Below are 22,219 nucleotides of genomic sequence, written 5' to 3'. Positions count from 1 at the left end.
TAATATGAAGGAAAATTTCTTTTCTTAGTGATTAATCCTCGCTTGACGCTGATGCAATTCACGAGCGTGTTGCTCACGAGCTTGACGCTGACGGAATTCACGAGCTTGACGCTCACGCAATTGACGAGCGCGTTGTTCACGAGCTTGGCGTTCGTGTTGGGCTTTGCTGTTATTAAAAGCTACAGTATTCCGATTCAAATGATCGTGTTCAGATTTAAATTCAGCAGCATTAGCATTTTGGGAAAGAGCAGCAATTGAAGCAGCTGCTAGTAAGCCACCAAGAAGAATAGATTTTAAGCGGTTCATATATCTTTTTGCCTTACATCACTTAATTTGTATATTCTTAATTTACTCGTCATAACCAGGCATACGCCTGTATACAAAGTCACCATTTAAAGATGACTAAAGTCATTAATACTATAGAGACGTGCAGTGCGAAATCGTTGTCCGCGAACGCACAGTTTAAAAGCAAACCAGTGTTCATACTGCGGCGCTGTGCGGGACGATGAACCACAGCCACAGTTGGAAATTTCCTCTCTACGAGACGCTACTCGCGTTCGCTCGAAAAAAAGGGGGAAGCCTCTCACCTCAGCTTTAGTTGCGATTTGTCAGACTTGGGTAGAGAATTAGGGACGTAGATGTTTGTGACGAGCGATGCCGTACTCCTACGGCGAAGCAAGCTACGCATAGCGTCTCTAAGAGTTGGCGGTAAACTACGCAGCAATGATAAATAACATTTCAGCTTATCCCCTCACCTGGGCGACCATCTACCCCAGAACCCCGCAACACAAACGCATGGAGGCACGATTTGAAGTTAGCTTTGCAGTTGCTCGTGATCAACTGCTTCACGAGCTTGAATTATTAGGTGCATTCGCCGTGGTTATTTCCAGCAACGTACAGCTACGGCGAGATGGTCTACCTTATGCAAATTTTACGGAGCCAGACGATTCGGGAGTTGCGGTTTACTTCCGAATCAAAAAGAAGAACTACGCGCTGTGTTGCGACAAGTGGCTCAAGGTTAAAGACAACCTCCGAGCCATTGGCTTGCACATTGCAGCTATGCGCGGAATGGAGCGCTGGGGAGTGGGTAGTGTTGAACAAGCATTTGCTGGGTATCAAGCACTACCACCACAAGCTAGCGAGAGGAAATGGTGGGAAGTGCTAGGCGTTGATGTTCGCGCCTCTGATGATGAGGTAAAGGCTACTTACCGTAAATTAGCACGAAAGTATCATCCAGACGGTGGTAGCTCCCCTGATTCTGAGAAGATGGCAGTAATCAATGCTGCTTATGAGAAAGCAAAACAAGCTGGTTACAAGTGCGGTAACTATGAATATTAATCCTGAAGAATTTGAACAGTATTTAAAAGACCCTGTAGATCCAGAACTCAAGGCACTATTTGAAGAGGCTGAAACCAGTTTACAGAAGTATGATGCAAAGTCAGAGGAAGTAAAGCAACTCAGTCAGCAGGTACAAGATTTAGCATTCTCAGTTGATTTGGAATGTGCTGAATGGAAATACGAGGTGTATGCAGATAATTCCGGTAATGATTGAAATTATAAGACTGTGATTTCCGCAGAGGTGACGTTGTACTTTGTCTGCTAAAACTTCACAATACAACCCGTAATCCTACCGTACAGTCTGCCGGATTGTATGCCCGACAATAGTTAAAAAACTGGCATACAACCCACTCCTTATGGCAGACACCCAACCAGATACCCTACAAAATGATGTAGAAAATTCTAAAATTCGCACATTAGAATTACAAAAAAAATATGGGATTGAGCGTGATGCTTTCTACGCTCGGACACGATACCTGCGGATTACAACCTGGAAGGAAGGCGGAAAGGCTTATCTGTATGCTGACCAGATAGCGCACATGGACGCGCTACACGAGCATATACAGCAGACTGGTAGGATGCAGGGCTATCCAGTACCTGAACCATCTGGGCCAATTGAAGAGGAAGAACAGCCAGCGCCTACCACTAGCTTGACAGTCTCGGAGACTCAACAAATTACTCCGACCTACGCACCCAAGCAGAAGCGATCGCAGTCCTCACCAGTAGATGATGTAGCAGCCATAGTCACCAGCGCACAAAATAAAGCAGCTGGCACTTTAATAGCTGAAAATGTACTAGCTCAACACTTCATTCAAAATCCCGAACTGCTACCAGACGAACTAAAGGCCAAAATCCAAGAATCTGCACAGATGCCCAGTGTTGACCCTTTCGCCTACGCGGACTCATTGATCAATATCGCAATGGGTTCTATCAGCGCGGCTTGAAATTTCTCGGTATGCTGGCAACTGGGGCGATTGTTGCTGTTAATGGGCTAAATCCCTTTTCACTTGTAGCAATAGTAGTAAGTGGAGTTTTAGCGTTCTCGCTTCGAGTTGCCCTAGGCATCGCCCCTAAACTCAAACCATCCTCTAAGAATCAGACTCAGGAACCAGTAATTGAAACTATACCTGTACCTGGAGAATTCAAAATCTACAGGCAAGCCGAGTTAAACCGCACCACAGCGTCACTTCTGGCAGATGGTGCAATTTTAATTGCTGGCGAGGACGGGAGTGGTAAATCCGTACTAGCGATCGCAGTAGTGGAGAAGCTACAAGCTGACGGGTTTATGGTGGCGTTCATCGAACCGGCTACGCCCAAACAGATGTTGCTCGAAATTGCCCACCAGTTCGACATTCCAACCGAAAACTTGGAAGGAAAATTATTAACAGCTGACAAACTCAAAACCGCGATCGCTACTTTCTTAGAGGAAAACACAGCATTCCTAATCATCGATGACGCTCACTGTTGCGATGCCAAATTTAGAATGTGGCTTAAGCAATTGCGGCGAAGTAACGTACCCATGCTACTTTTAGCCACTGACCCACCCCGCACCGACATTTTTATCAACATTCCCCGAATTGAACTTAAACCCCTGCCAGAGTACGCAATTCGAGAAATTATGATTATTGCCGCGGCCCAAAGAGCGATCGCCCTCAAACCCTCTGAACTTGCCAAGCTCCAGGAACGCGCCGGCGGAAACCCGATGTTAGCAGCACGGGCTGTAGATGAGGAATATTTGGGGTTAGATGTTGAGGGTGCTGACCACAGAAGATATTTTGACATCACACCCCTGATACTCCTGGCGGGAATTGCCTTTGTGATCATGCGCTTCATCGGGTTAGGGACTGGCGATCAAGCACTTTATATATTTGGAGGTATCGCAGCAGCTGTATTCCTCGGTCTTTCCCGCCTCTTATATAATCTTCCACCAGAAGACAGGAGGATACGGTAATGCTGGGAATTTCACACCTATTAATTAGTGGTACAGCTACCAGTTTGCTTTTAGGAACAGCTAGCCCGACGATTATTGCGGTGGGTGCGATCGCTGGCCTTCTCCCTGATATCGACATTTCCACATCACCTGCCGGCCGTGTCCTACCGTGGATAAGTAGATTTTTTGAGAGCAGGATGCCCCATCGCAGTTGTACACACAGTTTAGTTGCCAGTGGTGCGATCGCAATTGCCGGTTACACCGCAGCGCTATTTAACCCCAGTTTCCTAAACCTCGCTCACGCCCTGAGTGTAGGCTACTTTTTCGGCTGGTTTGCTGACGTATTCACCCGTGGCGGTGTGGAAATGTTCTGGCCTTCCCCGGTGCGGTGCGTCTGCCCTGGAAACAGGAATTTAAGGTTAAGGACTGGGAGCAATGCAGAATACTTCATCCTTATATTGCTGATTGCGATCGCTCTCGGCACTTTCAGCGTAAACAATTCAGGAGGAATTTTAACCCAGTTCAACAGGTTAATTGCGTCCCCCTCTGGTGTGCAGCACATTTTCAATGAGTCAGGTTCAACTCACTTAATTAAAGCCAATATCAAAGGGGTGAGGACGGGCGATCGCTCTAAGGTAAATGGGCAGTATCTAATTATTCAGGTACAGGGAACAGGCTTTTTAGTCCAGTCCGACGACGGAAGGATTTACAAGGCATCGACCGAACCCGATAGCCAAATATTCTTAGAGGAAATAACGGCGGATGTTGGAAAGCCAGCTATTACCAACATTGAGGCGTTGACCTTGGAAGATGAACCGATAGGAAGTGCGATCGCACAATTCAACCGCACTGGGGCAATGGTTTTTGTAACTGGACAGCTAACGGTGGATGGTTTAGAAACTTCAGGTTTACCCCGCGACCCTTACCAATTCCCCACCATCAAGGCAACTGACACCAGCATCACTTTAGAAGCTGCACCCCTTGCAATTGTCCAAAGTAAGCTAGGCGAGGAATTCGCTACGGGACAACTACAAGTGAGGGTGATTAATAGCAGCATTCAATAGTCCCCACTGCCCACTCCCCTTTTTCCCCATACCTTATGCTCAATGCCCAATCTCTAATACCTAACTTCAAAATCTAAAATCTAAAATCCTAATTCCCCATTCCCTACTCCTAATTTAATAACCCGATGCCTCCTAAACCACTGCCAACAGCTACCTTAAAGCCTAACCAATCTAAGAAAAGTACTACAGAATCAGCAACAGACGGTATTTTATTAGGTGACAAAGTTTACTGGAATCCTGCAAACTTACCTAATGGTCACATTGCAATTATTGGCGCTTCTGGTTCTGGGAAAACTCAAACCCTAAAAGCGATCGCTTATGAACTCCCGCGCTTTATACCGAGTGTACGCTGCATAAGCATAGATTTTCATGGGGATTTAGAGCTACCATTTGAATCTTGTTACCCGCTTAACATGGAGTCACCGCACGGGATTAACCCCTTGGTGGTGGACTTAGATACTAAGGGCGGGGGGCCAAGTTTGCAGGCGATCGCTGTCGCCGCTATTCTCAAAAAAGCCTTGACAATGGGTGTCAATCAAGAAGGGCTAGCTATTGACATCCTCACCACTTGTTATAAACAGCGTGGGATTCTTCAAGATGACCCCAAGACCTGGACAAAGCAACCCCCAACTTTTGCTGATGTCAGAATTGAGATTGAAGCTAGGATTGAGAATGGTTGTAAGGAATCACAAAAACTTGCTCTGAAATTGGCGGCGATGTTTGAGTACGGTATCTTCACTCGTCCCCAGCCGTCGCTGGATGCGCCTATCATCAGGTTTGATTTATCTGCTTTGGGGAAAGTACCGGGGTTGGGTGCGATCGCTGCTGAAGCTCTTATTAAGCAATTAATGGATAGTCACAGAATTGCTGGGGAAATTGAAGATAAAATTCCCAAGACCTTTATTTTAATCGACGAATGTAAAGAAGTTAAGAACTCTAAAACTTTAAATATTATCTTAGCTGATGGTAGAAAGCATGGACTGTGCTGCATTGTAGCCTCTCAACGTGATGCTGAAATCAGTAAAGAAGTCATTGCCAATACAGCCACAAAAATCATTTTACCTATTGACCAAGCAGAAGTTAGAACAGTTGCTTCTCGCTTTAGATTTTCCGATAATTTAATAGCTAATTTAGACCCACTCCAAGCATTAGTAAGAATGGGGAAAGATGGACACAAAGTTAATATTATCCCTTACTACAAGAGAGTGGAATTATAACCCATATGTTGAGGGAGAGTTTCTACCTATTGTCTGCTAATTAAATCTCGCGTAACAGCCTCAGAAATAATTCGCCGTAGGTATTTCACTCTTTCTTCAGCAGGCATAGCCCCAAGTGCATCATGAATACTTTGGGGCAGTTTGACTCCTGTTACCTTTTTCGCCAACGGCTCTGATAGACCTTCTGTATATGCCTTGAACTGCTGCTCTTTAAATTCTTGAGTTTGTAGTGGGTTAGGATTACTCATTTGCTGGTTAACTGGTGTTTACACAATGATAAACCTCTTAGAAGATATCAGTCAATGCTTGTAATCACTGGTTAACCGGGTTATAATGAAGTGTAGGCAATAAAAACCTACACTTACATTGAAAAACAAGGAGGTTTATGGCTGAACCCAAAAACGGGAACGGAAACAAACAAACCGATCCCGATGATATCCGGGTTTATGAGGCGCTTTATAGTGCTGATGACGAAGCCCAGGAAGAAATCGTTGGATGGGTGGAGCAGAATATTCAGGAGGAAGAACTTTTTTACCTAGAGGAACTCCCCCCTGAACTCCACACCGAAGACGAATCAGAAAGTTAAACGAATGAGTGCTTATGTCCCTAGTCTAACTAGGGACTTTCTTGATTATGACAGATATAACGATTTACACTCCAGACTGCTATCGAATTTTTGAATACAGGGACGCAAAGTGGTTTTTGAAAGCTAGTAAATTATTTTATTCAAAGTTGCCTTTTGCTGTTAACTTGAATGACTTCGAGCTTTTGTACGGCATAACTAAACAGCAAGTAGCTATTGAATTATTCCGAATCGGAGGCGGGAAACCTGGATACTATTTAGCTAATCTCCGAGGTAAACGATTTTATTATTGTGGAAATGCCCCAGAGAACGTTAAGGCTAAATTACAGGAATTAGGAATTGGGAGAAAAGACCCAATGGACTGACAGCTTATTTTTTAGCAAATCCCCGACTAGATATAGCCTGTCCCCACTTTTCTGTCGGTTATGGGAATCATAGAAGTAGGTTGCTCCCCAAATAGTTTTTCTCTTTCTATGAGCGTGTTTAGCAGAAAAAACCTAATTACTTATTGTTGTGTGGGGATAGTTGGGCTAGCACTCATAGCTAAAAACTCTCCCCAAAATCAGGCTGCCAATGCTACTAATAATACTAATCTCCACGTAGAAAAGCCCTCTGATCTAGATGACGAGAGTGATTCCCCTATCTCTATAATCCAGCAAAACCGTCCTCTAAGAATGAGTATTAGTGTTGATAATCCATCGTTCTTAAAAGTTCGAGTTGGGCAGGAGATAAAGAAAGGGGATGTAATTAGCGATAACTCCACAGAACGCGATCGCCTCTTAAAACAGAAGCAATCCGTCACACTCCAAATTGACAATCTAAAATCTAAAACTATTCCCGAACCCTTCAAACCAAGGGAATCGTTAGGGCTAAAGCCATTACCCCCGGCGATTTTCTCAGAGGAAACAGCAGCGATCGCACAATCTAAAATGAAGTTATCCCAGGCTGAGGCACTTCTAGAGGCGCGATCGCAGTTGCTACAAACTGATAACCCAGAACGTAGGGCTGAGTCAGAGAACGCTGAAGCGGGATTCCAAATTGCTTCTCAAAAGGTAGCAGAGCAAGAGCAGATGATTCAGTCGATGCGGGATATGAAATTATCCAGTGAAATTCTGCAACACGAGGAGGCGAAATTAAAGCAATTGCGATCGCTCCTCGATCAGGCTAATTCTGCACTCGACCAAAGCAAAGCCAAACTCAACGCCTCTGCTATCCTCCAACAACAGGAATTACAGCAGCTTCAAATAAATGTGAGATTGGCACAGTCTGATTTAGAGGTTGCCCAGTCGCGGTTAATTGCGGCTCAAAATCGCCGTCAACTGACAGAGTATGATGCCAACTTGAACGAGGCGAGGCGACAGCAGCAGGAAAACCAAACTCAACAAGAATACTCACGGCAACAGCAACAATATGCCCAGTCTGTTAGAGACAGAGACTATCAGCTAGCACAATTGGCTATTTCACTTACCAACATTGAAGATAAACTAGCACTTATCCCGATGTTGCGATCGCCCCGAAACGGCTACATTAGGCGAATTAAGCCTTGGACTGGGGTAAATGGCAAGTACACCACAACTATTACTATTAGCGCTGCTCCTGCTACTCCATCCTCTAAGAATGGGGACAGCGATGCCTTCTCTACGAGACGCTACGCGAACGGCGGGCTTCGCCAACGCTCTACCAACATCGTCCCCAGTCCCAATCAAAGTACCCGCCGCTAATACTAAAACTCCGTCAACCCCGCCAACTCCGTCAACCTCGCTACAGCAGAATACTGAGAGTTCTGATACACCCGACGAAACAACCCAGGAAGAGGAGCAACCAAAGGAAAATTTATCACCGGAGGAGGCACAACAGGCTGATCAGGAATCTGATTCAAAGCTGCCCAAACCCGAACAAAACCCTTTTAACAAGCCCAGCATCGATGTGATTCTTGAGCGCGAAATGAATGATGATATGTGGCGGCTGTTGCGCGGCGGACTTCCTTGCTTAGAAACGTCGGCTGTGTGCTTGCAACAGTTGCAGGAGAAAGCGATCGCACAGTCCCCACTTCTCAAAGAAATTGATACCCGCATTGCTGAGGCCAACTCTCGCATTGAGGAGGCGAAAGCGGGAAATCAAAAATCCATCAGGTTGGGAATTCTCACCCCAGCGCTGCAATATCTTTTAGGGCCTACTCCCACGGCAGGACAGCCACAGGCAGCAGGTACAGGACTAATTGATAATTTGGCAGGGATATTTAGTGGCAAAACTAACCTAATTAATGGGTTATTAAACGTGATAGGCATACCACTATTTCAAGGAACCCAAGGGGGGAATGCTGACGCGCAGCGCAATGCGATCGCTATCAGCGATATCCAAGTAAAAGTGGCTGAATTACAGCGCAGCCGCGCACAGTTGGCGGATACCATTAGAGATAAAACAGCCCAATCGTTGATCGCTTTTGATGAGGCACGGACTGATTTTCAAACTGCCCAGGTAATAGCATCAAGAGCAGTTGATCAATTTAAAGTATTTGAATTACGTTATGTAAGGGGAAATAGCGATACTGAAAGTTATTTAACTAGACAAAATTCACTTGACAATACAAAAGCCCAAACTTATAGGGCTTGGGCTAAGATGAGGCGGTCATTATTTGAAATTAAACTGTTAGTTTTGTCCGTAAAGGATGCAGAAATATAAGACTCATTGACAAGGCTGAACTACTGAAATCGGAAATGAGTAAGCCCCACCAATAGGTTGAAAATCATCATTTTCTAGATATCCTATTTCTACTGGTGCCGGTTCTCCTTCCCATTGGTCGTTATAGTTGATGCTGTCAAATTGCACCCAACCAGAATCATCTACATCTGCTTCGGCATAATTATCTAATTCTGGCGTGAGCATATATGCTCGTTTTCTAGGTTGCAAGCCAATTACAACCATTTGAACACCAACCTTGCAGTATTTTTGCCCTTGTGGTGGCTGAGATTTTGGTGGTTCCTCTGGAGGTGGAGGTGGTGGTGGGGGTGCTACACAATTTGGCGGAGTGCCTGTAGTTCCAGTGGGGCAAGTTGGCAGTGGTGGCGGCGGCTCCTCACAATTTACGCCAATAGTACAAGAACCTCCTCCTCCAGGATTTGGATTTGGGTTTGGGTTTGATGGCGGGGGACTCCAAGAAGTTCCACTACCACTAATACTTGCTATTTGAGTACTAGACGACCAGGATATAGGATTTTGCGATCGCCACGTAACCGCGTTAACAGCAGCCACTAAAACAGGATTTGGATACGCTACAAACAATTTACCTTTTCTGCAAGCTATTCCTCCACTTGATTGTGCTGACGCAAGCACAAAAGCTTGATTTTCAATAATGATTGCTTTTGGACGAGGTTCACCTAATTTGAAAGATAAGAAACCGCAGATATTTGCTTTTATATTTCTCGTAGGTGCTGACGTTAATAATCTGATAGTTTGGGCGCTACTTGGTGACAATCCAGAGATATAAGTAGTTCCCTTGTCATCTGCCCATATTTCTCTTTCAGGCTTAATTGTCCCGTCACACCTTGCAGTTTCTTTAACAGGAATATTTGTATTTGTAAAGCCGTAGGTTGAACCTGATTTTTCGTCTTTGATTTCAATGCGATCGCTTGCCGTTATCGTCCCACTTGCAACTATTCGCAAAATTCCGCAACTATTAGAAATCCCACTTCTAATTATGGGCATTCCTCCCAAATCAATAGTATATTTTGTATTGGGTTCTAATCCTTGAATATGAAAATATCCATCAGTACCCAAGTATCCCTTCATTTCAGCTAGGGCGGCTGATGGAGTTAAAGCGATAAGAGTAAGGATAAATAATATTTTTTTAAGCACTTTTCCTCTAAGAATCTAATTACAAGTTGGTACAGTTGAAGTTTCTTGTAAAGCATTCCAAACAATTGGAAATGTTAATCCCTGGCGGTTAATTAAAAAGGCTGATGGGCTACCTATTTGGGTGCGATTGCTCACTAAACAAGCTTTATTTCCTACTGTGTAAGTTTTACTCAAAGATGGATTAGCAGCATTGCTAACTGTATAAGTTCCAGGCGGAATACTAGAAACTATCAGGTAATTCCCACTTTTCGCCGCTACAGGTTGAGTAGTCTGTGAGTTAACTGGAGTCGTAGTATTAGGTGAGGTAACAGGTGGTGTAGTTACTCCTATGGCATTAGCGATCGCATCTCTGGGATTAAAGCCAAGAGGAAAATATAAGATGCTTTTTAAGCACAATAAAGGCTCTTTAATTGGGAGAGCAGAAACCGCAAAATCAGCCCTTCCTGCTGTGATGGTAGGCAAATTAATAAAGGATGCTGAAAAGTTACGAATCTGGACAAATCCACAGGCGTTAGCAGTTAACTGTTTTTTTACTTTGTAATTTGGATAAGATATTGTGTACGCTGCATTCGGAACTTTACCACCAATAGCGATCGCACCTGTAGGAGTTTCAAAAATTTGGGGATATCCCACCAGTTCTGCACAGGTTTTAGGAAGCTCACGAATATTAAAGTTAAAGTTTGGCATGATAGTTTGATTTTCTATTGAAAACGTATCAGCCGACTTAACTACAATTACCCCGCACGAATTAGCCTGAACAGCTTTCTCTAAAGGCTTTTGGATTTCAATTTCTACAGTTTGATTTGGTGGGAATGCGTATAAAAATAACGTGCTATTTTTGTCTTTAAATGCCGTGGCTTGCTGTGCAATTGCAGGTAATTGCAAAGAAATGAATATTGTTAGAGTGAGTAATTTATTCATAGGTTGCGTAAGAAGCGATCGCTAATTCTTAGAGGATAAAAAGAGCGATCGCTGACTCTCAATTACCAAGATGCAGGAACGTAACCGTAAGGAGTGCCGTCAATCGTTCGGCAATAAGGAGCAGTTGTAGCATCAGGCAGGGTTGCTACCGTGTAACTAGTTGCCCCGACCATAAAAGTCGCGGGCATTGCACTAGTAGAAGTTCCCTTTAAAATTCCAAATCCGCAAGCATTAACAGTTACATTTCGAGTTGTTGGAGATGGAAGGCTGACCGCAACGGCTGCACCTGGAGTTTTACCAACAATAACGACTTGTCCAGTAGGGGTTTTAAAATTTGCAGTTCTAGTAGTCTGCCAAGCCAACTTTGCTAGGTTAAATTCGGATATAAACGCTGCATTTTTCGGCGAGCATCTTTGGTTTGAAAACCCCAATAGACACTGGCTTTTTGCTGATTACGTTGTTTCTCCCAAGCGGCAATCTCAGAAGTTAATGTTTCTGGATTAGGAATACGGCGTTCTAAACATTGGCGAGACAAAACAGATAATTCAATTTCTACTTGATTCAGCCAAGAAGCGTGTTTAGGAGTATAGTGAAACTCTAATTTTTGAATAATTCGACGTGCTTCTTCTGGTGAAAAAACTTCATATAATGCACTGGGGGTATGAATATTCAAGTTATCAACTACTAAACGAACAACATCGGCATCTCGGTAGCAAACATCTACTAAATTTTTCATCTGTTTAGCAAAATCGGCTTTAGTTCGACGCTCTGTAACTTCGATATGCCGCCAGCCCGCCAAGGGTTGAAAACATGCAAATAAATTTACTGTCCCGTTACGTTTATACTCAAAGTCATAACGTTCAGGCTGCTCCGGCTCTGGTGGCAAAGGAAGTCTTACTTCTTCTACTAATTGGTATGGACGTTCATCAAAGCAGACTACAGGGCGTTTAGGATCATAAGGCTCATTGTATAAATCCAGCACATCTTCCATTCGGAAAACATATTCTGCGTTAACTTCAGGAATACACCATTGTTCTTTCAACCAAGGCTTGATTTCGTTTTTTTTAAAGTTTGACGTACTGTTTCATCTGAGATTGAATCTATGATACCAACGTTCACTAAATGATCTGCTAATAATTGCATTGTCCAACGTACTCTTCCGACTGGTGGATTAGAACAAGCAGTTGCAATCAAAAATGCTTCTTGTTTTTCATCTAACTTTTTAGGTTTTGGTGGATGAACTTCATCCTTCAAAGCAAAATCTAACCCCCCAATGACAAATTTTTCTCGTATTCGTTGCACTGTTGCAACATGCGCTCTAACTATGCTAGCGATCGCTTGATCCGTTTCTCCTTCAGAAGCCATTAGAAGAATGTTTGCACGGGTTATAGTTCTTGCTTTGTGCTTACCTTTTTTAATTATTGCTTGTAGCTGAGAAACTTCATCTTCATTCAAGTCAACAATGTACTTTTTCGCCATGTTACACCCCATTTTTGGCTATTTTACCAATTAGGGGTTTTACTTAGCAAAGTTACCTTGGCAGACTACTAGCTTCTGAAAAAGTGCCACTTACACAAGATGGCAAAGTTTGGCTTGGTAGAGTTGCAGCATTAACAGCAACTCCATCTACCTTCAAACCTGTAAAATCGCCACTGCTTGGAAGAGAAATTCTTACTTCACCACAACTACCAGCTAACCTGGCTGTTGATTTATCTGAGCTTCCAAGACTAACCGCAATCCGACTACCTGCTGTACCTGAAAATACAACTACTGTACTTCCGCTATCCATCGCCTTGTATACAGTTGCGCCATTATAAGGAATCGCCACAGCAGTCCCCACTGAAAAAGCGATGACTGTCGTCAAAGCTGACGCGATCGCACCAACACCCAAAGCAAAAATACTTTTAAATTTCATAAGTTCGTCACACCGTTGACAAATGAATGTGCATCAACACATCTTAGAGTAGTAATTATTACTTTGGTAAGTGTTGAATCTAAGTATGGAAATTTCTAAACTTCATGTAGGAAAAATTTATATTTCACTTTTTCTAGTTGCGATCGCTGTTAGTGGATGTAGCAAATCGAACGCTGAATTTCCAGCGATGGCAAACTCTGAGGAGTGGCAGGTAATTAGGGTATCAGACGGTGACACGATGGTAGTGAGACAAACTGATGGGAGAGAGAAGAAATTAAGGTTGTGCGGTATTGATGCCCCAGAGAAAGCCCAGCCTCTAGGTAAAGAATCAAAGGCTAATTTACAGCGACTAGTGAATGAAGTTGAGGGAACTGTAAGTGTGACAGAGATTGAGAGCGATCGCTATGGCAGAACTGTAGCTGAAGTTTTTTCCTCTAAGAATGGGATGGAGAAATCCCTCAATGAGGAGCAACTATCAAGCGGAAACGCTTATTTGTACAGACAGTATGCTGATAAATGCCCTAATAAAATAGCTTTTGGCAATGCGGAGCGAATAGCACAATCTAAAAAGCTTGGTGTTTGGAGAGACTCTTCTACTGTCCCCCCTTGGGAATTTAGAAAACGGCAACGTCAAAATACTAAATTATCAAATTTAGATGCGCGTTAGCTTAACAGTCCAGAAAAAGAAACTGCTGCTCGGAAGCGGTGGTTACTATCACTGCTACCACTACACGCCTAGTCACACATCCATGCGCCAAACCTAAAAACTATCAACTAATCGTCTAACTTTGTCTGGTAGTGGGTCAACTTCAGTTTTTGAAAGTGGCTTAAACGTTATCAGTCGCTCGTAGACGTTTGACCCGTCCCCTGCCTGTGGTGCGTTGTACAGACATTAACTGGAAGTGAAAATTCACAAAGGCATTTCGTCAATCCGCTTGACCCTAATTATCAGTTCGCCACCTAGTAATTCAACTAGCTTTTTTACGGTTTCAAATCTAGCCTGTTCGGGATTACGGACAGCTTTTCTGACATTGGTACTGAATTTTTTAGCAAGTTCGGCTGCGCTGAGGTCTGGATATTCGAGCTTGCCATACTCAACGGCTAGCTGGTAGTATGACCAGCCATTTTGTTCCATCAATTGTTCGAGTGCGTTTTTTTGCTCCGTTGAGTGGTCGGGCAGAGGCATGATTAACATATAGCTTAAAAAATAGGCTTTTCTATTCTAGATGAGCAGCTGTGGTAATAGCTGCTCGGATGATTTAAAATGGCTCCTTGAGTTGCATTACTCGCTCTACCCAGGCGGGGGCTTTTTTACCGTTGCTGGGGGATAACTCGTTAAATTCTTCTTGGATAGCGTCTATATCCCAGTCGGGTAATTGCTCCGAAGCCCAATTAATTGCATCCTCTGGCGATTTCCACAATTTCCAAGGTGGTGTTTCTTGGGGCTGTTGGGGTTGTCCAATCCAAGCTTTTAGGGTGTCGGCTACATCCTTGCCTGGGTTGAGAAAGGTTTTATCAGCCAGTTCTGGACACCTGCTTTTGCTGATAGTCAAAATGTGGTTGTAATCAAGTTCTCCGGCTAAATCAAATTCGTACTCAATGCCACTACTCTGGATTGGGGCTGTACCAATTTTCTTGGGAGCTTGTTTAGTTTTGCCGTCTTTAGCGGTGTACTCTTCCATGATCCACTCTGTCTTACTTCTCATGGTTGCAATGATGTGAGATGAACTGCCTATCATTGCGTCAATGAGCTTTCGCTCTAGTGGTCTAACATTTTTCCACCCATCAAAGCCTTTACCAGCTAGCTCCAGTTCCGAGAACCAAGCGTGAGATAGCGAGTCAATGATGATTACCTCATAACCTGCTGCTTCTGCTGCTTTGATAGCCTCAATATACCTAGCTGGGTGGTGGTCGTTGAGTTCACAGGTGTCAAATGTAAATCGGTCAGCGTATCTGCTGGCGCTGCCGTGTTCTGTGTCGATTAGGGCGATGTTGTCGCCTAAGTGTTGAGCGATCGCCAATGCTGAGAAAGTTTTACCACTGCCTGATGCGCCACTGAGGGCAAGGCGGATTTTGATTTGAGATTTGGTTGCTTTTTTAAACATGGTTGATGGTTGCCCCAATTGCTAAGACTGGGGCGCTACTGGTTTTAGAAGTGGTCAAAACTTGGGGTTTCTGAGATGAAGCCGATTTCTAGCTGATAGTGTCTATCCTCATACCCGCTCATATACCAAGGGTTTTCGGTATACTGCGGCGCTAGTCCACTGCTGCGATCGCTCTCTCCCATCTCAAACCAATAAAGAATCGTGCAGTCTCGTTCCTCTTCTAATGCGGCTATTTCACAGTTGATATCTGCGGTGATGTTGTACATTTGATTTACCTCTCGTTTTTTGGGTGGTAGCTGTCGCTTGCTCTTGGCCGGGTTGGGCGACAGTTTTAAGTTAGACAGTTTAACGACTTATCCAGGTCAAGATGCTAGTTATTCTCTAAATCTTCTCGATCGCATCTTCTAGATATTGAATAGCAAGGTCGAGATTGTCTAAAAAGCTTTGATTTGGCTCTTCGTTATCTTCATCATTGATAATTTGTTCGATTTCAGATATCAAATCACCCAGCTTTTCTTGCAATTGTTGTTGTAATTTTTTTCTGCTTTTTTTCATTATCCTTATCTCCAATGATTAAGAGCTTTACCTACCCTCACTTATGGCTGTGGGCTGGCAGCCAGTTAAAATTAAAAAAGTGACAATTGTTTGTATCTAATCTCTGTGGGATGTTCCCTTTCTATCCAATCAAAAGCCAGTTTTAAATCAAATATTAATTGTCTCCATTTTTTAGGAGGTGCTACTTTTTCAGCATTTTTAGTATCTATATACGCTTCAATTTCATCTGCCATATCAAGCATTTTTGAGTAACAATCAAAGGCTAGGTTATTGCATTTTTCTCTAATGCGCTTTTTGGTGCGTTCGGTTGAAGTGTTCCAGAAAATACTCCAGTAAGTTTTGTGATATTCTCCCGATAGGTTAACTGCTGCTTCTAAATGTTTCTTGGCTTTCTCAAGCTTTGGATCATCTGGAAATTGCTTGAGAGCCACAGATAATGCACAGTGGGCTGATTGCATAGATTCTTAGAGGAAAAGTAGGCAATATCCAGATGTTCAAGTGTTCACACTCAGGTGATAGTTATGTATAAATTTCAAATTGTTTTCATGAGTTTAGTGACGGCTAAAAACGTAGGTTTCTTTATAGCCAACCTCAACAGAGTAGAAATCGCTAATAAACCAATCTCGTGCTATGGCTTTCCAGTCGATGTAACATACATTGATGCCTAACCTGGATTTCTCACAAGTGAGAAAAAAATGCTTGGATTAGTCAAATTTAAGATGATTAAATTAATACATCATCAAAATACCTCCAGAACGTGGGCAACTCCAAGTAAAGACCGACCCCATTCAAGATACATACAATACATCAAAAATAATAAATACTGATAAAACTAACTTCTAATAATAAAAATTGATATGCCAATTTATGGGTTTAAACCAAGTAAAATAACCCTAAAAACCAGCTATTAAAAATAAAAATCAGTTATTACTTATGAATTAAATTAGGTCATTATCAGCCAGGGCAAGGTAATTGAGATAAACTCTTATAAACCATTGCGAAAATCTCTTTATAAGGGCAGGCACTACTAATTGCGATTAAAATTCGTCGTTTCCTGATAGTAATGACGGCTCCTAGCTTCAATAATTTTGTGCGTATAGTCTCAACAGTTGCATTTTTAAATTCCGTCTTTGCTAAACATTGTTCTCGTAGAGCATTCATCAAAATATAAGCAATAGACGCAAACCACAAACGTAATTGATTTCCTTCAAACGTATGGGTACTTGTTCTATCACTATGTAACCCGAGCTTTTGTTCTTTTAAACAATTTTCCATATTCCCGCGCGGGCAGTACTTTTGAGTATAAAGTCGCCCTGGCGGGATTTTATTAACAGGGAGCGAAGTGACTACAAAGCGAGTATCAACTTCTTTATGGCTATATTCAACTTTGGCGACAACACGACGATGACGGCTCCAACTATCTAGAGTTTGGTAGTCAAGAGAGCAATACCAAACTGAGTTATCAACAAATATTGCTGCGTCGTTCTTTAAATCTGGTGATGGAGGAAATAAGGTTTCAAAAAACTCGACTATATGTTTAATTTTTCCTGAATATTCTTGGGATGCGCGATACTGAATTGATTGAGATAGCTGGAGTAGCCTATTATTTTGAGCGAGTCCCAATACATAATAAATTTCAGTTTGAGATTCACACCAACTCATTATATCTTCTCTCGAATAAGCACTATCCCCACGAATAATAATTTTCACCTCTTTCCATCGTGAGCGGATTATTTTTATTACTCTTTGTAATTCTCCTAATCCTCCTTCCGCAGGGTCAACATTAGACGCACGAAGCTTTGCCGCAAGTAAATGTTTCCCGCAGAAAATATAAAGTGGCGCATAACAATACCCTCGATAATAAGGATTAAAAAATATTTTTTCTTGATTACCATGTACGGGGTCATCGGTAACATCTAAATCTAAAGTTATCTGTCGTGGCGGCTTTCGATAAGATTCTAAAAATAGCTCAACTAGGAGTGTTTCTATGGCTGATGCATCATGTTCAATACGGTGATATCGACTATCTGCTCTTGAAGAGATATCTTCTGGACAATGCTCGATCCGATTTAAGGTACTTTTTCCGGCCAGAGTAATTGGTTCTTGTTCTAAATTAATTGCTTTTCCTACTGCCAGTGCGAATATTCCATCATGGCGTAGAGTTTCATGGTCATTTACATCTTCATAGCCCATGATTAAGCCATATATTCTTTGTGCAATTAAGCCATTAACTGGATGCATAATTTTGTTTGGCTCTCGGTAATCTTTAAAACATGCTGCCAGCCGTGATGTTATTTCTCTTTTTCTATCTAGTTCCGCAATTAATGTTAATCCTGCATCAGATGTTACAGGCTCACTATTGAAATTAACTACAACTGGACATGACTTTACTTGTTCAAATATAAACTGTTCTGGTATACAATCGTTTTTATTTGGGGTCATACTTCAAACTGCTGAAATTGTTGTGCAATATGCATTTTGGCAGTTTTTGACCCCTGTTTCTTCAAGCTTTGTGAGAAATCCGGGCTAACTCTTCTAATTTTTTCAGAGTGCCGCACTCATCCCACATCTGGTAAACAAAATCTTCTTCATCCTCGAACTGACCCAAATAACTCTCTTGAAAATCTTCTAAACTGGTGTCACTGCCGTAATATTGGTAATAAACAGCGAAGGCTTTACCATGTTCTTCTAATAAATTTGCTAGTTCTGAAATATGCTCTATGTCAACGCATTCATTAAGTTGAATACCTTGCCAATTTTCATAATCATGTATCGCCCATTCTTCACACGGTTCATCGTCTGCCACAGGCGACCAAGAAAGCATCCAATTAATATCATCTTCTATGTCTTCTGCTTCTTGGGTTGCATCAATCCAAAGCCCGTGTAAATGCCCATTGTTATAAGCGCTGAGGCAGGCTACATATATTTTGGGTATATCTTCATCTGTACATTCTCGCTCATGTCTGGGGAATGGTAGACGGCATTTTAAAGAGCTAACAATGGGAAAGCTAAAAATAGGAAAATTTACCTGAGCTAATTTAACCGCTAATTCTAAAGCAGCATAATCAATCCTTTCAGCAATTAAAATCTTGCCTACTCGCTCAACACCATAAAGCTGTTCTACTACAGATAAGGCTTCTGTTTCTGAATCAAAAATTAATTGCATTGGTTGGATACCTTTTTAAAATTCTTAGAGGATGAATGAAGAGAGAGCGTAGGCACAGCCCGCCGTAGGCATCGCATATATTAATAGTCAAAGTTTTGTTATGGGGCGATCGCTCTGCTTGAATGATTGCAATCGCCGGTCACTGGTTTTACCAACCTTCTGATACTTCCTCGCTTGATTCCTCGGATACCATTTGATAAAGCGATCGCTTACCTGCTAATTCAGCCATTGCTGCTTCTTGGCGATTAGCCCGACAACTTTCGTATTGTTCCTGGTTCCAGGCTCCTAAATACTTCCAGACTCCTACGCTGTGTTTATCTGGTATTTGTCCAATTAGTATCGGGTGGTCGTCTAAAAACTGTTTAGCTTTTGTATCTTGTAAAAATGCTTTCTCAATTCCCCGGTAGGCGTGACAAGTGCAAATTACAAAGTGGGGAAGCAAGTTAAGTTGGTAAAACTCATCATTCATCCCCTTAGCTATTAATTCATCCCAATCATTACCAGGTGAAAGTTTGTAGGGGTCAGCCTTCGACCAGCAACGGTCTATTAATATGCCTACATAATCAGCCTTAGAAATAAAGCGAGAAATGCCACAGATTTTAATAGTTTCACCGCGTTTTTGTATTTTATTGGGAATATGCAACCATACAAATTTTTGATATACATCAATGGTTGCGTGTTCAATTCCTACCCTGATTTGTTCGCTGATCCATCCCCATTTTGTTAACAATGCCTTAGTATTTTCTAAACTGTAGATATGCCTAAGCGCGTAGTCTTCGCTATTATTTTCGTGCAATAAAGATTTGTGAAAATTCGAGTAATTGTAATTGGGGTGTGTGTGGGCTTTTGCAGAGAATCTTTGTGTAGCGTTCATGGGATACAAGAGAATAATTTTGCAGAGATTAAATTCTTTTGTGGGTGGAGATGGGGGTATCTAAACCCCCCTAAACTTTTATTGATTAAAATGCTTTGCCATCCCTTCGGCTTCTTCTTCTTGGTAGCCTTGGATTAAACATTTAATTCTTTGGAGTTCCTCTTGTACCCATCTAGTAGTCTGCCAAGGTAACTTTGCTAAGTAAAACCCCTAATTGGTAAAATAGCCAAAAATGGGGTGTAACATGGCGAAAAAGTACATTGTTGACTTGAATGAAGATGAAGTTTCTCAGCTACAAGCAATAATTAAAAAAGGTAAGCACAAAGCAAGAACTATAACCCGTGCAAACATTCTTCTAATGGCTTCTGAAGGAGAAACGGATCAAGCGATCGCTAGCATAGTTAGAGCGCATGTTGCAACAGTGCAACGAATACGAGAAAAATTTGTCATTGGGGGGTTAGATTTTGCTTTGAAGGATGAAGTTCATCCACCAAAACCTAAAAAGTTAGATGAAAAACAAGAAGCATTTTTGATTGCAACTGCTTGTTCTAATCCACCAGTCGGAAGAGTACGTTGGACAATGCAATTATTAGCAGATCATTTAGTGAACGTTGGTATCATAGATTCAATCTCAGATGAAACAGTACGTCAAACTTTAAAAAAAACGAAATCAAGCCTTGGTTGAAAGAACAATGGTGTATTCCTGAAGTTAACGCAGAATATGTTTTCCGAATGGAAGATGTGCTGGATTTATACAATGAGCCTTATGATCCTAAACGCCCTGTAGTCTGCTTTGATGAACGTCCATACCAATTAGTAGAAGAAGTAAGACTTCCTTTGCCACCAGAGCCGGAGCAGCCTGAACGTTATGACTTTGAGTATAAACGTAACGGGACAGTAAATTTATTTGCATGTTTTCAACCCTTGGCGGGCTGGCGGCATATCGAAGTTACAGAGCGTCGAACTAAAGCCGATTTTGCTAAACAGATGAAAAATTTAGTAGATGTTTGCTACCGAGATGCCGATGTTGTTCGTTTAGTAGTTGATAACTTGAATATTCATACCCCCAGTGCATTATATGAAGTTTTTTCACCAGAAGAAGCACGTCGAATTATTCAAAAATTAGAGTTTCACTATACTCCTAAACACGCTTCTTGGCTGAATCAAGTAGAAATTGAATTATCTGTTTTGTCTCGCCAATGTTTAGAACGCCGTATTCCTAATCCAGAAACATTAACTTCTGAGATTGCCGCTTGGGAGAAACAACGTAATCAGCAAAAAGCCAGTGTCTATTGGGGTTTTCAAACCAAAGATGCTCGCCGAAAAATGCAGCGTTTATATCCGAATTTAACCTAGCAAAGTTGGCTTGGCAGACTACTAGCACCGTTGGGAGAAAGGTTGCTATCAATTAAGCCCTTTTCTACGTTCTTGTAAAGCTCGATGGTGCGATCGCAGTGATTGAGAATGAAGTTAAAGTCTTGCATTGTAGAATACCTTTAGTTATTTAATCGATGCCGAGGTTGCCGCCTCGGTTTTTTTCATATCTTTATTATAGCTATTTTTAGCTATATAACAAGCTTTTTTAAGGTATAATTATATAAAGATTAGGATAAGAAAATGCAGATAGCTTTTACAGGGCCACGCAAACTGACTAAAGCCCAGGAGGGCTTGATATATAAGGATTTTGCTTATTTCATCTCTAACCACGCCGCAGACTGGCACGTAGGGGACGCTGCGGGGCTGGATGATTTCGTTAGACGGGCTGCTGCTTGCTACAACAAAACCCTGACCGTGTATGAAGTAGCAGGAAACCAACGCTGGCACTTTGCAGAACGTAGCAAACGTATGATTGATGCCATTGCCCCCCTGCCAGATAGCTGGCTGTATGCCTTTCCTAATAAGCTTTGTCCAGAGGGGTGTAAGCCTTGCAAGAACCCCAACGGCGGCGGGTCGGGGACATGGTTAACAATTGCCTATGCTAAATATCGCGGGGTGCAGATATATTTATTTCCACAGTTTCAAACCAAATCTGGGGATAAAAGCTGGCTTCCTCAATGGCTACAAGATGAACCAGAAACCAAGCAATTAAGCCTCTTTGCGGAGTGACTGGAGTGAAGTGGAGGGCTGTTGGTGGCGGCAAGGCCTGTCAACGAAGCGCGAGGCCTTGGCCACCCACAGCCACCAACGCCCGGAACGGAACGGAAGGAACGGAGCCACGCCCGCTATTTGACTCACCAAAAAACTTTATCAAAGCTTTATATTATAGCTAAAAAGAGCTATTGCTGTTATAGCTAAAAAAAGCTATGATATAAGAGTGGAAGGTTAAACGACGGAAGCCCGGAGGCAATGAACCAGCGATCGCGGGACGCGGGGGAGACGACAGGGAGCGAGTGAAACCAACCACCGGCGACTGACCCGCGACAGCTGCCGGCTAAAGCAAGAGTTCACAGGATTTTAAGACACTCTGGCGGCGGCAACCAACCCGATAGGTGGCAGACCACAGCAGCCCTAAAGCCTTTGATCGCAGGCATAAGCCATAAGTCGAGATTGTTGAGCCTAAGCCGTTGCTGCCACCACCGGGGACTGGCCACCAGTGGCACACCACCAACCCGAATACCTTTACCTCTCCTTTTTCTCTTCATTCTTCTCCTCCTGCACGGACGGAACGAAGTGGAGTCTGTGCCATTGCGGAGCAA

The 22,219-nt window shown here is 42.6% G+C and carries 30 protein-coding genes; 13 read left to right on the top strand and 17 right to left on the bottom strand.

Annotation, left to right across the window (positions count from 1 at the left end; genetic code table 11):
* Positions 1-24: 24 nt before the first annotated feature.
* A complete protein-coding gene (locus tag GTQ43_RS37405; RefSeq protein ID WP_265277735.1) occupies positions 25-306 on the bottom strand; it encodes a hypothetical protein in 282 nt (93 codons plus the stop codon).
* A gap of 417 nt (positions 307-723) precedes the next feature.
* Here GTQ43_RS37405 and GTQ43_RS37400 point away from each other — a divergent pair, with 417 nt between their 5' ends.
* The 6 genes from GTQ43_RS37400 (at position 724) to GTQ43_RS37375 (ending at position 5,549) form a co-directional block, all read left to right on the top strand.
* Positions 724-1,338, top strand: a complete 615-nt coding sequence (locus GTQ43_RS37400) for a J domain-containing protein (protein WP_265277734.1) — start codon at positions 724-726, stop codon at positions 1,336-1,338.
* Entirely contained in the window at positions 1,328-1,552 is a 225-nt protein-coding gene (locus GTQ43_RS37395) for a hypothetical protein (RefSeq protein ID WP_265277733.1), read from the top strand. The genes GTQ43_RS37400 and GTQ43_RS37395 overlap by 11 nt, the downstream gene beginning before the upstream one ends.
* A 142-nt stretch (positions 1,553-1,694) precedes the next feature.
* Entirely contained in the window at positions 1,695-2,282 is a 588-nt protein-coding gene (locus tag GTQ43_RS37390) for a hypothetical protein (protein ID WP_265277732.1), read from the top strand.
* Positions 2,283-2,293: 11 nt separating this feature from the next.
* Positions 2,294-3,289: an ATP-binding protein gene (locus tag GTQ43_RS37385; protein ID WP_265277731.1), complete on the top strand. Its 996-nt coding sequence runs from the start codon at positions 2,294-2,296 to the stop codon at positions 3,287-3,289.
* Positions 3,289-4,332, top strand: a complete 1,044-nt coding sequence (locus tag GTQ43_RS37380; protein WP_265277730.1) for a metal-dependent hydrolase — start codon at positions 3,289-3,291, stop codon at positions 4,330-4,332. The genes GTQ43_RS37385 and GTQ43_RS37380 overlap by 1 nt, the downstream gene beginning before the upstream one ends.
* Positions 4,333-4,457: 125 nt before the next feature.
* On the top strand, positions 4,458-5,549 hold the full coding sequence (locus GTQ43_RS37375) for an ATP-binding protein (protein WP_265277729.1): 1,092 nt from the start codon (positions 4,458-4,460) through the stop codon (positions 5,547-5,549).
* A 26-nt stretch (positions 5,550-5,575) separates the two neighbouring features.
* Here the strand turns inward: GTQ43_RS37375 and GTQ43_RS37370 are convergent, their stop codons facing one another.
* On the bottom strand, positions 5,576-5,797 hold the full coding sequence (locus GTQ43_RS37370; RefSeq protein ID WP_265277728.1) for a hypothetical protein: 222 nt from the start codon (positions 5,795-5,797) through the stop codon (positions 5,576-5,578).
* A 137-nt stretch (positions 5,798-5,934) separates the two neighbouring features.
* Here GTQ43_RS37370 and GTQ43_RS37365 point away from each other — a divergent pair, with 137 nt between their 5' ends.
* The 4 genes from GTQ43_RS37365 (at position 5,935) to GTQ43_RS37350 (ending at position 8,814) form a co-directional block, all read left to right on the top strand.
* Positions 5,935-6,135, top strand: coding sequence for a hypothetical protein (locus GTQ43_RS37365; RefSeq protein WP_265277727.1), 201 nt, complete (start codon positions 5,935-5,937; stop codon positions 6,133-6,135).
* A gap of 47 nt (positions 6,136-6,182) precedes the next feature.
* A complete protein-coding gene (locus tag GTQ43_RS37360) occupies positions 6,183-6,497 on the top strand; it encodes a hypothetical protein (RefSeq protein WP_265277726.1) in 315 nt (104 codons plus the stop codon).
* Positions 6,498-6,806: 309 nt separating this feature from the next.
* Positions 6,807-7,853: a hypothetical protein gene (locus GTQ43_RS37355; protein WP_265277725.1), complete on the top strand. Its 1,047-nt coding sequence runs from the start codon at positions 6,807-6,809 to the stop codon at positions 7,851-7,853.
* Positions 7,762-8,814: a TolC family protein gene (locus GTQ43_RS37350; RefSeq protein ID WP_265277724.1), complete on the top strand. Its 1,053-nt coding sequence runs from the start codon at positions 7,762-7,764 to the stop codon at positions 8,812-8,814. Before GTQ43_RS37355 ends, GTQ43_RS37350 begins: the two co-directional genes overlap by 92 nt.
* 3 nt (positions 8,815-8,817) lie before the next feature.
* Here GTQ43_RS37350 and GTQ43_RS37345 read toward each other — a convergent pair whose 3' ends face one another.
* The 5 genes from GTQ43_RS37345 to GTQ43_RS37325 all read right to left on the bottom strand — a co-directional run bounded on the left by GTQ43_RS37345 (position 8,818) and on the right by GTQ43_RS37325 (position 12,823).
* The gene (locus tag GTQ43_RS37345; RefSeq protein ID WP_265277723.1) at positions 8,818-9,987 is read right to left on the bottom strand and encodes a hypothetical protein; all 1,170 of its coding nucleotides are present in this window, start codon (positions 9,985-9,987) and stop codon (positions 8,818-8,820) included.
* A 15-nt stretch (positions 9,988-10,002) separates the two neighbouring features.
* Positions 10,003-10,908 (bottom strand): hypothetical protein, encoded by a 906-nt coding sequence (locus tag GTQ43_RS37340; protein WP_265277722.1) that lies wholly within the window; start codon positions 10,906-10,908, stop codon positions 10,003-10,005.
* Between the two features lie 62 nt (positions 10,909-10,970).
* Positions 10,971-11,270 carry a hypothetical protein gene (locus GTQ43_RS37335; protein WP_265277721.1) on the bottom strand — a complete coding sequence of 100 codons (300 nt, stop codon included), beginning with the start codon at positions 11,268-11,270 and terminating at the stop codon, positions 10,971-10,973.
* Between the two features lie 5 nt (positions 11,271-11,275).
* Positions 11,276-12,387 (bottom strand): IS630 family transposase gene (locus GTQ43_RS37330; protein WP_414859182.1). Its coding sequence is split into 2 segments (ribosomal slippage): positions 11,276-11,967 and positions 11,967-12,387, totalling 1,113 coding nucleotides; the frame shifts between segments, so codons are not numbered across the junction.
* A gap of 52 nt (positions 12,388-12,439) precedes the next feature.
* Complete coding sequence (locus GTQ43_RS37325) at positions 12,440-12,823, bottom strand: hypothetical protein (protein WP_265277720.1); 384 nt, start codon at positions 12,821-12,823, stop codon at positions 12,440-12,442.
* 85 nt (positions 12,824-12,908) lie between these two features.
* On the opposite strand from GTQ43_RS37325, the gene GTQ43_RS37320 reads away from it, so the two are divergent.
* Positions 12,909-13,490 carry a thermonuclease family protein gene (locus GTQ43_RS37320; RefSeq protein ID WP_265277719.1) on the top strand — a complete coding sequence of 194 codons (582 nt, stop codon included), beginning with the start codon at positions 12,909-12,911 and terminating at the stop codon, positions 13,488-13,490.
* Positions 13,491-13,733: 243 nt separating this feature from the next.
* On the opposite strand, the gene GTQ43_RS37315 is transcribed toward GTQ43_RS37320, so the two are convergent.
* From GTQ43_RS37315 to GTQ43_RS37280, 8 genes are all read right to left on the bottom strand, one after another.
* The gene (locus GTQ43_RS37315) at positions 13,734-14,009 is read right to left on the bottom strand and encodes a hypothetical protein (protein WP_265277718.1); all 276 of its coding nucleotides are present in this window, start codon (positions 14,007-14,009) and stop codon (positions 13,734-13,736) included.
* Between the two features lie 73 nt (positions 14,010-14,082).
* A complete protein-coding gene (locus GTQ43_RS37310) occupies positions 14,083-14,928 on the bottom strand; it encodes an ATP-binding protein (RefSeq protein ID WP_265277717.1) in 846 nt (281 codons plus the stop codon).
* 44 nt (positions 14,929-14,972) lie between these two features.
* Positions 14,973-15,194 (bottom strand): hypothetical protein, encoded by a 222-nt coding sequence (locus GTQ43_RS37305; protein WP_265277716.1) that lies wholly within the window; start codon positions 15,192-15,194, stop codon positions 14,973-14,975.
* 115 nt (positions 15,195-15,309) lie between these two features.
* Positions 15,310-15,483, bottom strand: a complete 174-nt coding sequence (locus tag GTQ43_RS37300; protein ID WP_265277715.1) for a hypothetical protein — start codon at positions 15,481-15,483, stop codon at positions 15,310-15,312.
* A 71-nt stretch (positions 15,484-15,554) separates the two neighbouring features.
* Positions 15,555-15,914 carry a hypothetical protein gene (locus tag GTQ43_RS37295; RefSeq protein ID WP_265277714.1) on the bottom strand — a complete coding sequence of 120 codons (360 nt, stop codon included), beginning with the start codon at positions 15,912-15,914 and terminating at the stop codon, positions 15,555-15,557.
* A 523-nt stretch (positions 15,915-16,437) separates the two neighbouring features.
* Positions 16,438-17,925, bottom strand: a complete 1,488-nt coding sequence (locus GTQ43_RS37290) for an IS1380 family transposase (RefSeq protein WP_265277464.1) — start codon at positions 17,923-17,925, stop codon at positions 16,438-16,440.
* Between the two features lie 61 nt (positions 17,926-17,986).
* A complete protein-coding gene (locus GTQ43_RS37285; RefSeq protein ID WP_265277713.1) occupies positions 17,987-18,649 on the bottom strand; it encodes an antirestriction protein ArdA in 663 nt (220 codons plus the stop codon).
* Positions 18,650-18,797: 148 nt separating this feature from the next.
* Positions 18,798-19,445 (bottom strand): hypothetical protein, encoded by a 648-nt coding sequence (locus GTQ43_RS37280; RefSeq protein ID WP_265277712.1) that lies wholly within the window; start codon positions 19,443-19,445, stop codon positions 18,798-18,800.
* Between the two features lie 322 nt (positions 19,446-19,767).
* Between GTQ43_RS37280 and GTQ43_RS37275 the strand changes: the two genes are divergently transcribed.
* A protein-coding gene (locus GTQ43_RS37275) for an IS630 family transposase (protein ID WP_414859182.1) occupies positions 19,768-20,879 on the top strand; the annotation gives its coding sequence in 2 pieces (ribosomal slippage) (positions 19,768-20,188 and positions 20,188-20,879; 1,113 coding nt in all).
* On the opposite strand, the gene GTQ43_RS37270 is transcribed toward GTQ43_RS37275, so the two are convergent.
* Positions 20,876-21,007 (bottom strand): hypothetical protein, encoded by a 132-nt coding sequence (locus GTQ43_RS37270; RefSeq protein ID WP_265277711.1) that lies wholly within the window; start codon positions 21,005-21,007, stop codon positions 20,876-20,878. The genes GTQ43_RS37275 and GTQ43_RS37270 overlap by 4 nt on opposite strands.
* A gap of 133 nt (positions 21,008-21,140) precedes the next feature.
* On the opposite strand from GTQ43_RS37270, the gene GTQ43_RS37265 reads away from it, so the two are divergent.
* The gene (locus GTQ43_RS37265) at positions 21,141-21,629 is read left to right on the top strand and encodes a hypothetical protein (protein WP_265277710.1); all 489 of its coding nucleotides are present in this window, start codon (positions 21,141-21,143) and stop codon (positions 21,627-21,629) included.
* Between the two features lie 338 nt (positions 21,630-21,967).
* On the opposite strand, the gene GTQ43_RS37260 is transcribed toward GTQ43_RS37265, so the two are convergent.
* Complete coding sequence (locus tag GTQ43_RS37260) at positions 21,968-22,165, bottom strand: hypothetical protein (RefSeq protein ID WP_265277709.1); 198 nt, start codon at positions 22,163-22,165, stop codon at positions 21,968-21,970.
* Between the last annotated feature and the right edge of the window lie 54 nt (positions 22,166-22,219).

It is taken from the genome of Nostoc sp. KVJ3, assembly GCF_026127265.1.
Lineage (GTDB): Bacteria > Cyanobacteriota > Cyanobacteriia > Cyanobacteriales > Nostocaceae > Nostoc.
The sequence above is the reverse complement of the archived record's forward strand: the minus strand, read 5'-3'. Positions and strand labels throughout refer to the sequence as shown.

What these genes read in the sequence shown, in the direction of transcription:
- GTQ43_RS37405 (WP_265277735.1), bottom strand. Translation starts at nt 306, where the DNA reads ATGAACCGCTTAAAATCTATTCTTCTTGGTGGCTTACTAGCAGCTGCT.
- GTQ43_RS37400 (WP_265277734.1), top strand. Translation starts at nt 724, where the DNA reads ATGATAAATAACATTTCAGCTTATCCCCTCACCTGGGCGACCATCTAC.
- GTQ43_RS37395 (WP_265277733.1), top strand. Translation starts at nt 1,328, where the DNA reads ATGAATATTAATCCTGAAGAATTTGAACAGTATTTAAAAGACCCTGTA.
- GTQ43_RS37390 (WP_265277732.1), top strand. Translation starts at nt 1,695, where the DNA reads ATGGCAGACACCCAACCAGATACCCTACAAAATGATGTAGAAAATTCT.
- GTQ43_RS37385 (WP_265277731.1), top strand. Translation starts at nt 2,294, where the DNA reads ATGCTGGCAACTGGGGCGATTGTTGCTGTTAATGGGCTAAATCCCTTT.
- GTQ43_RS37380 (WP_265277730.1), top strand. Translation starts at nt 3,289, where the DNA reads ATGCTGGGAATTTCACACCTATTAATTAGTGGTACAGCTACCAGTTTG.
- GTQ43_RS37375 (WP_265277729.1), top strand. Translation starts at nt 4,458, where the DNA reads ATGCCTCCTAAACCACTGCCAACAGCTACCTTAAAGCCTAACCAATCT.
- GTQ43_RS37370 (WP_265277728.1), bottom strand. Translation starts at nt 5,797, where the DNA reads ATGAGTAATCCTAACCCACTACAAACTCAAGAATTTAAAGAGCAGCAG.
- GTQ43_RS37365 (WP_265277727.1), top strand. Translation starts at nt 5,935, where the DNA reads ATGGCTGAACCCAAAAACGGGAACGGAAACAAACAAACCGATCCCGAT.
- GTQ43_RS37360 (WP_265277726.1), top strand. Translation starts at nt 6,183, where the DNA reads ATGACAGATATAACGATTTACACTCCAGACTGCTATCGAATTTTTGAA.
- GTQ43_RS37355 (WP_265277725.1), top strand. Translation starts at nt 6,807, where the DNA reads ATGAGTATTAGTGTTGATAATCCATCGTTCTTAAAAGTTCGAGTTGGG.
- GTQ43_RS37350 (WP_265277724.1), top strand. Translation starts at nt 7,762, where the DNA reads ATGCCTTCTCTACGAGACGCTACGCGAACGGCGGGCTTCGCCAACGCT.
- GTQ43_RS37340 (WP_265277722.1), bottom strand. Translation starts at nt 10,908, where the DNA reads ATGAATAAATTACTCACTCTAACAATATTCATTTCTTTGCAATTACCT.
- GTQ43_RS37325 (WP_265277720.1), bottom strand. Translation starts at nt 12,823, where the DNA reads ATGAAATTTAAAAGTATTTTTGCTTTGGGTGTTGGTGCGATCGCGTCA.
- GTQ43_RS37320 (WP_265277719.1), top strand. Translation starts at nt 12,909, where the DNA reads ATGGAAATTTCTAAACTTCATGTAGGAAAAATTTATATTTCACTTTTT.
- GTQ43_RS37315 (WP_265277718.1), bottom strand. Translation starts at nt 14,009, where the DNA reads ATGCCTCTGCCCGACCACTCAACGGAGCAAAAAAACGCACTCGAACAA.
- GTQ43_RS37310 (WP_265277717.1), bottom strand. Translation starts at nt 14,928, where the DNA reads ATGTTTAAAAAAGCAACCAAATCTCAAATCAAAATCCGCCTTGCCCTC.
- GTQ43_RS37305 (WP_265277716.1), bottom strand. Translation starts at nt 15,194, where the DNA reads ATGTACAACATCACCGCAGATATCAACTGTGAAATAGCCGCATTAGAA.
- GTQ43_RS37300 (WP_265277715.1), bottom strand. Translation starts at nt 15,483, where the DNA reads ATGAAAAAAAGCAGAAAAAAATTACAACAACAATTGCAAGAAAAGCTG.
- GTQ43_RS37290 (WP_265277464.1), bottom strand. Translation starts at nt 17,925, where the DNA reads ATGACCCCAAATAAAAACGATTGTATACCAGAACAGTTTATATTTGAA.
- GTQ43_RS37285 (WP_265277713.1), bottom strand. Translation starts at nt 18,649, where the DNA reads ATGCAATTAATTTTTGATTCAGAAACAGAAGCCTTATCTGTAGTAGAA.
- GTQ43_RS37270 (WP_265277711.1), bottom strand. Translation starts at nt 21,007, where the DNA reads ATGCAAGACTTTAACTTCATTCTCAATCACTGCGATCGCACCATCGAG.
- GTQ43_RS37265 (WP_265277710.1), top strand. Translation starts at nt 21,141, where the DNA reads ATGCAGATAGCTTTTACAGGGCCACGCAAACTGACTAAAGCCCAGGAG.
- GTQ43_RS37260 (WP_265277709.1), bottom strand. Translation starts at nt 22,165, where the DNA reads ATGAAGAGAAAAAGGAGAGGTAAAGGTATTCGGGTTGGTGGTGTGCCA.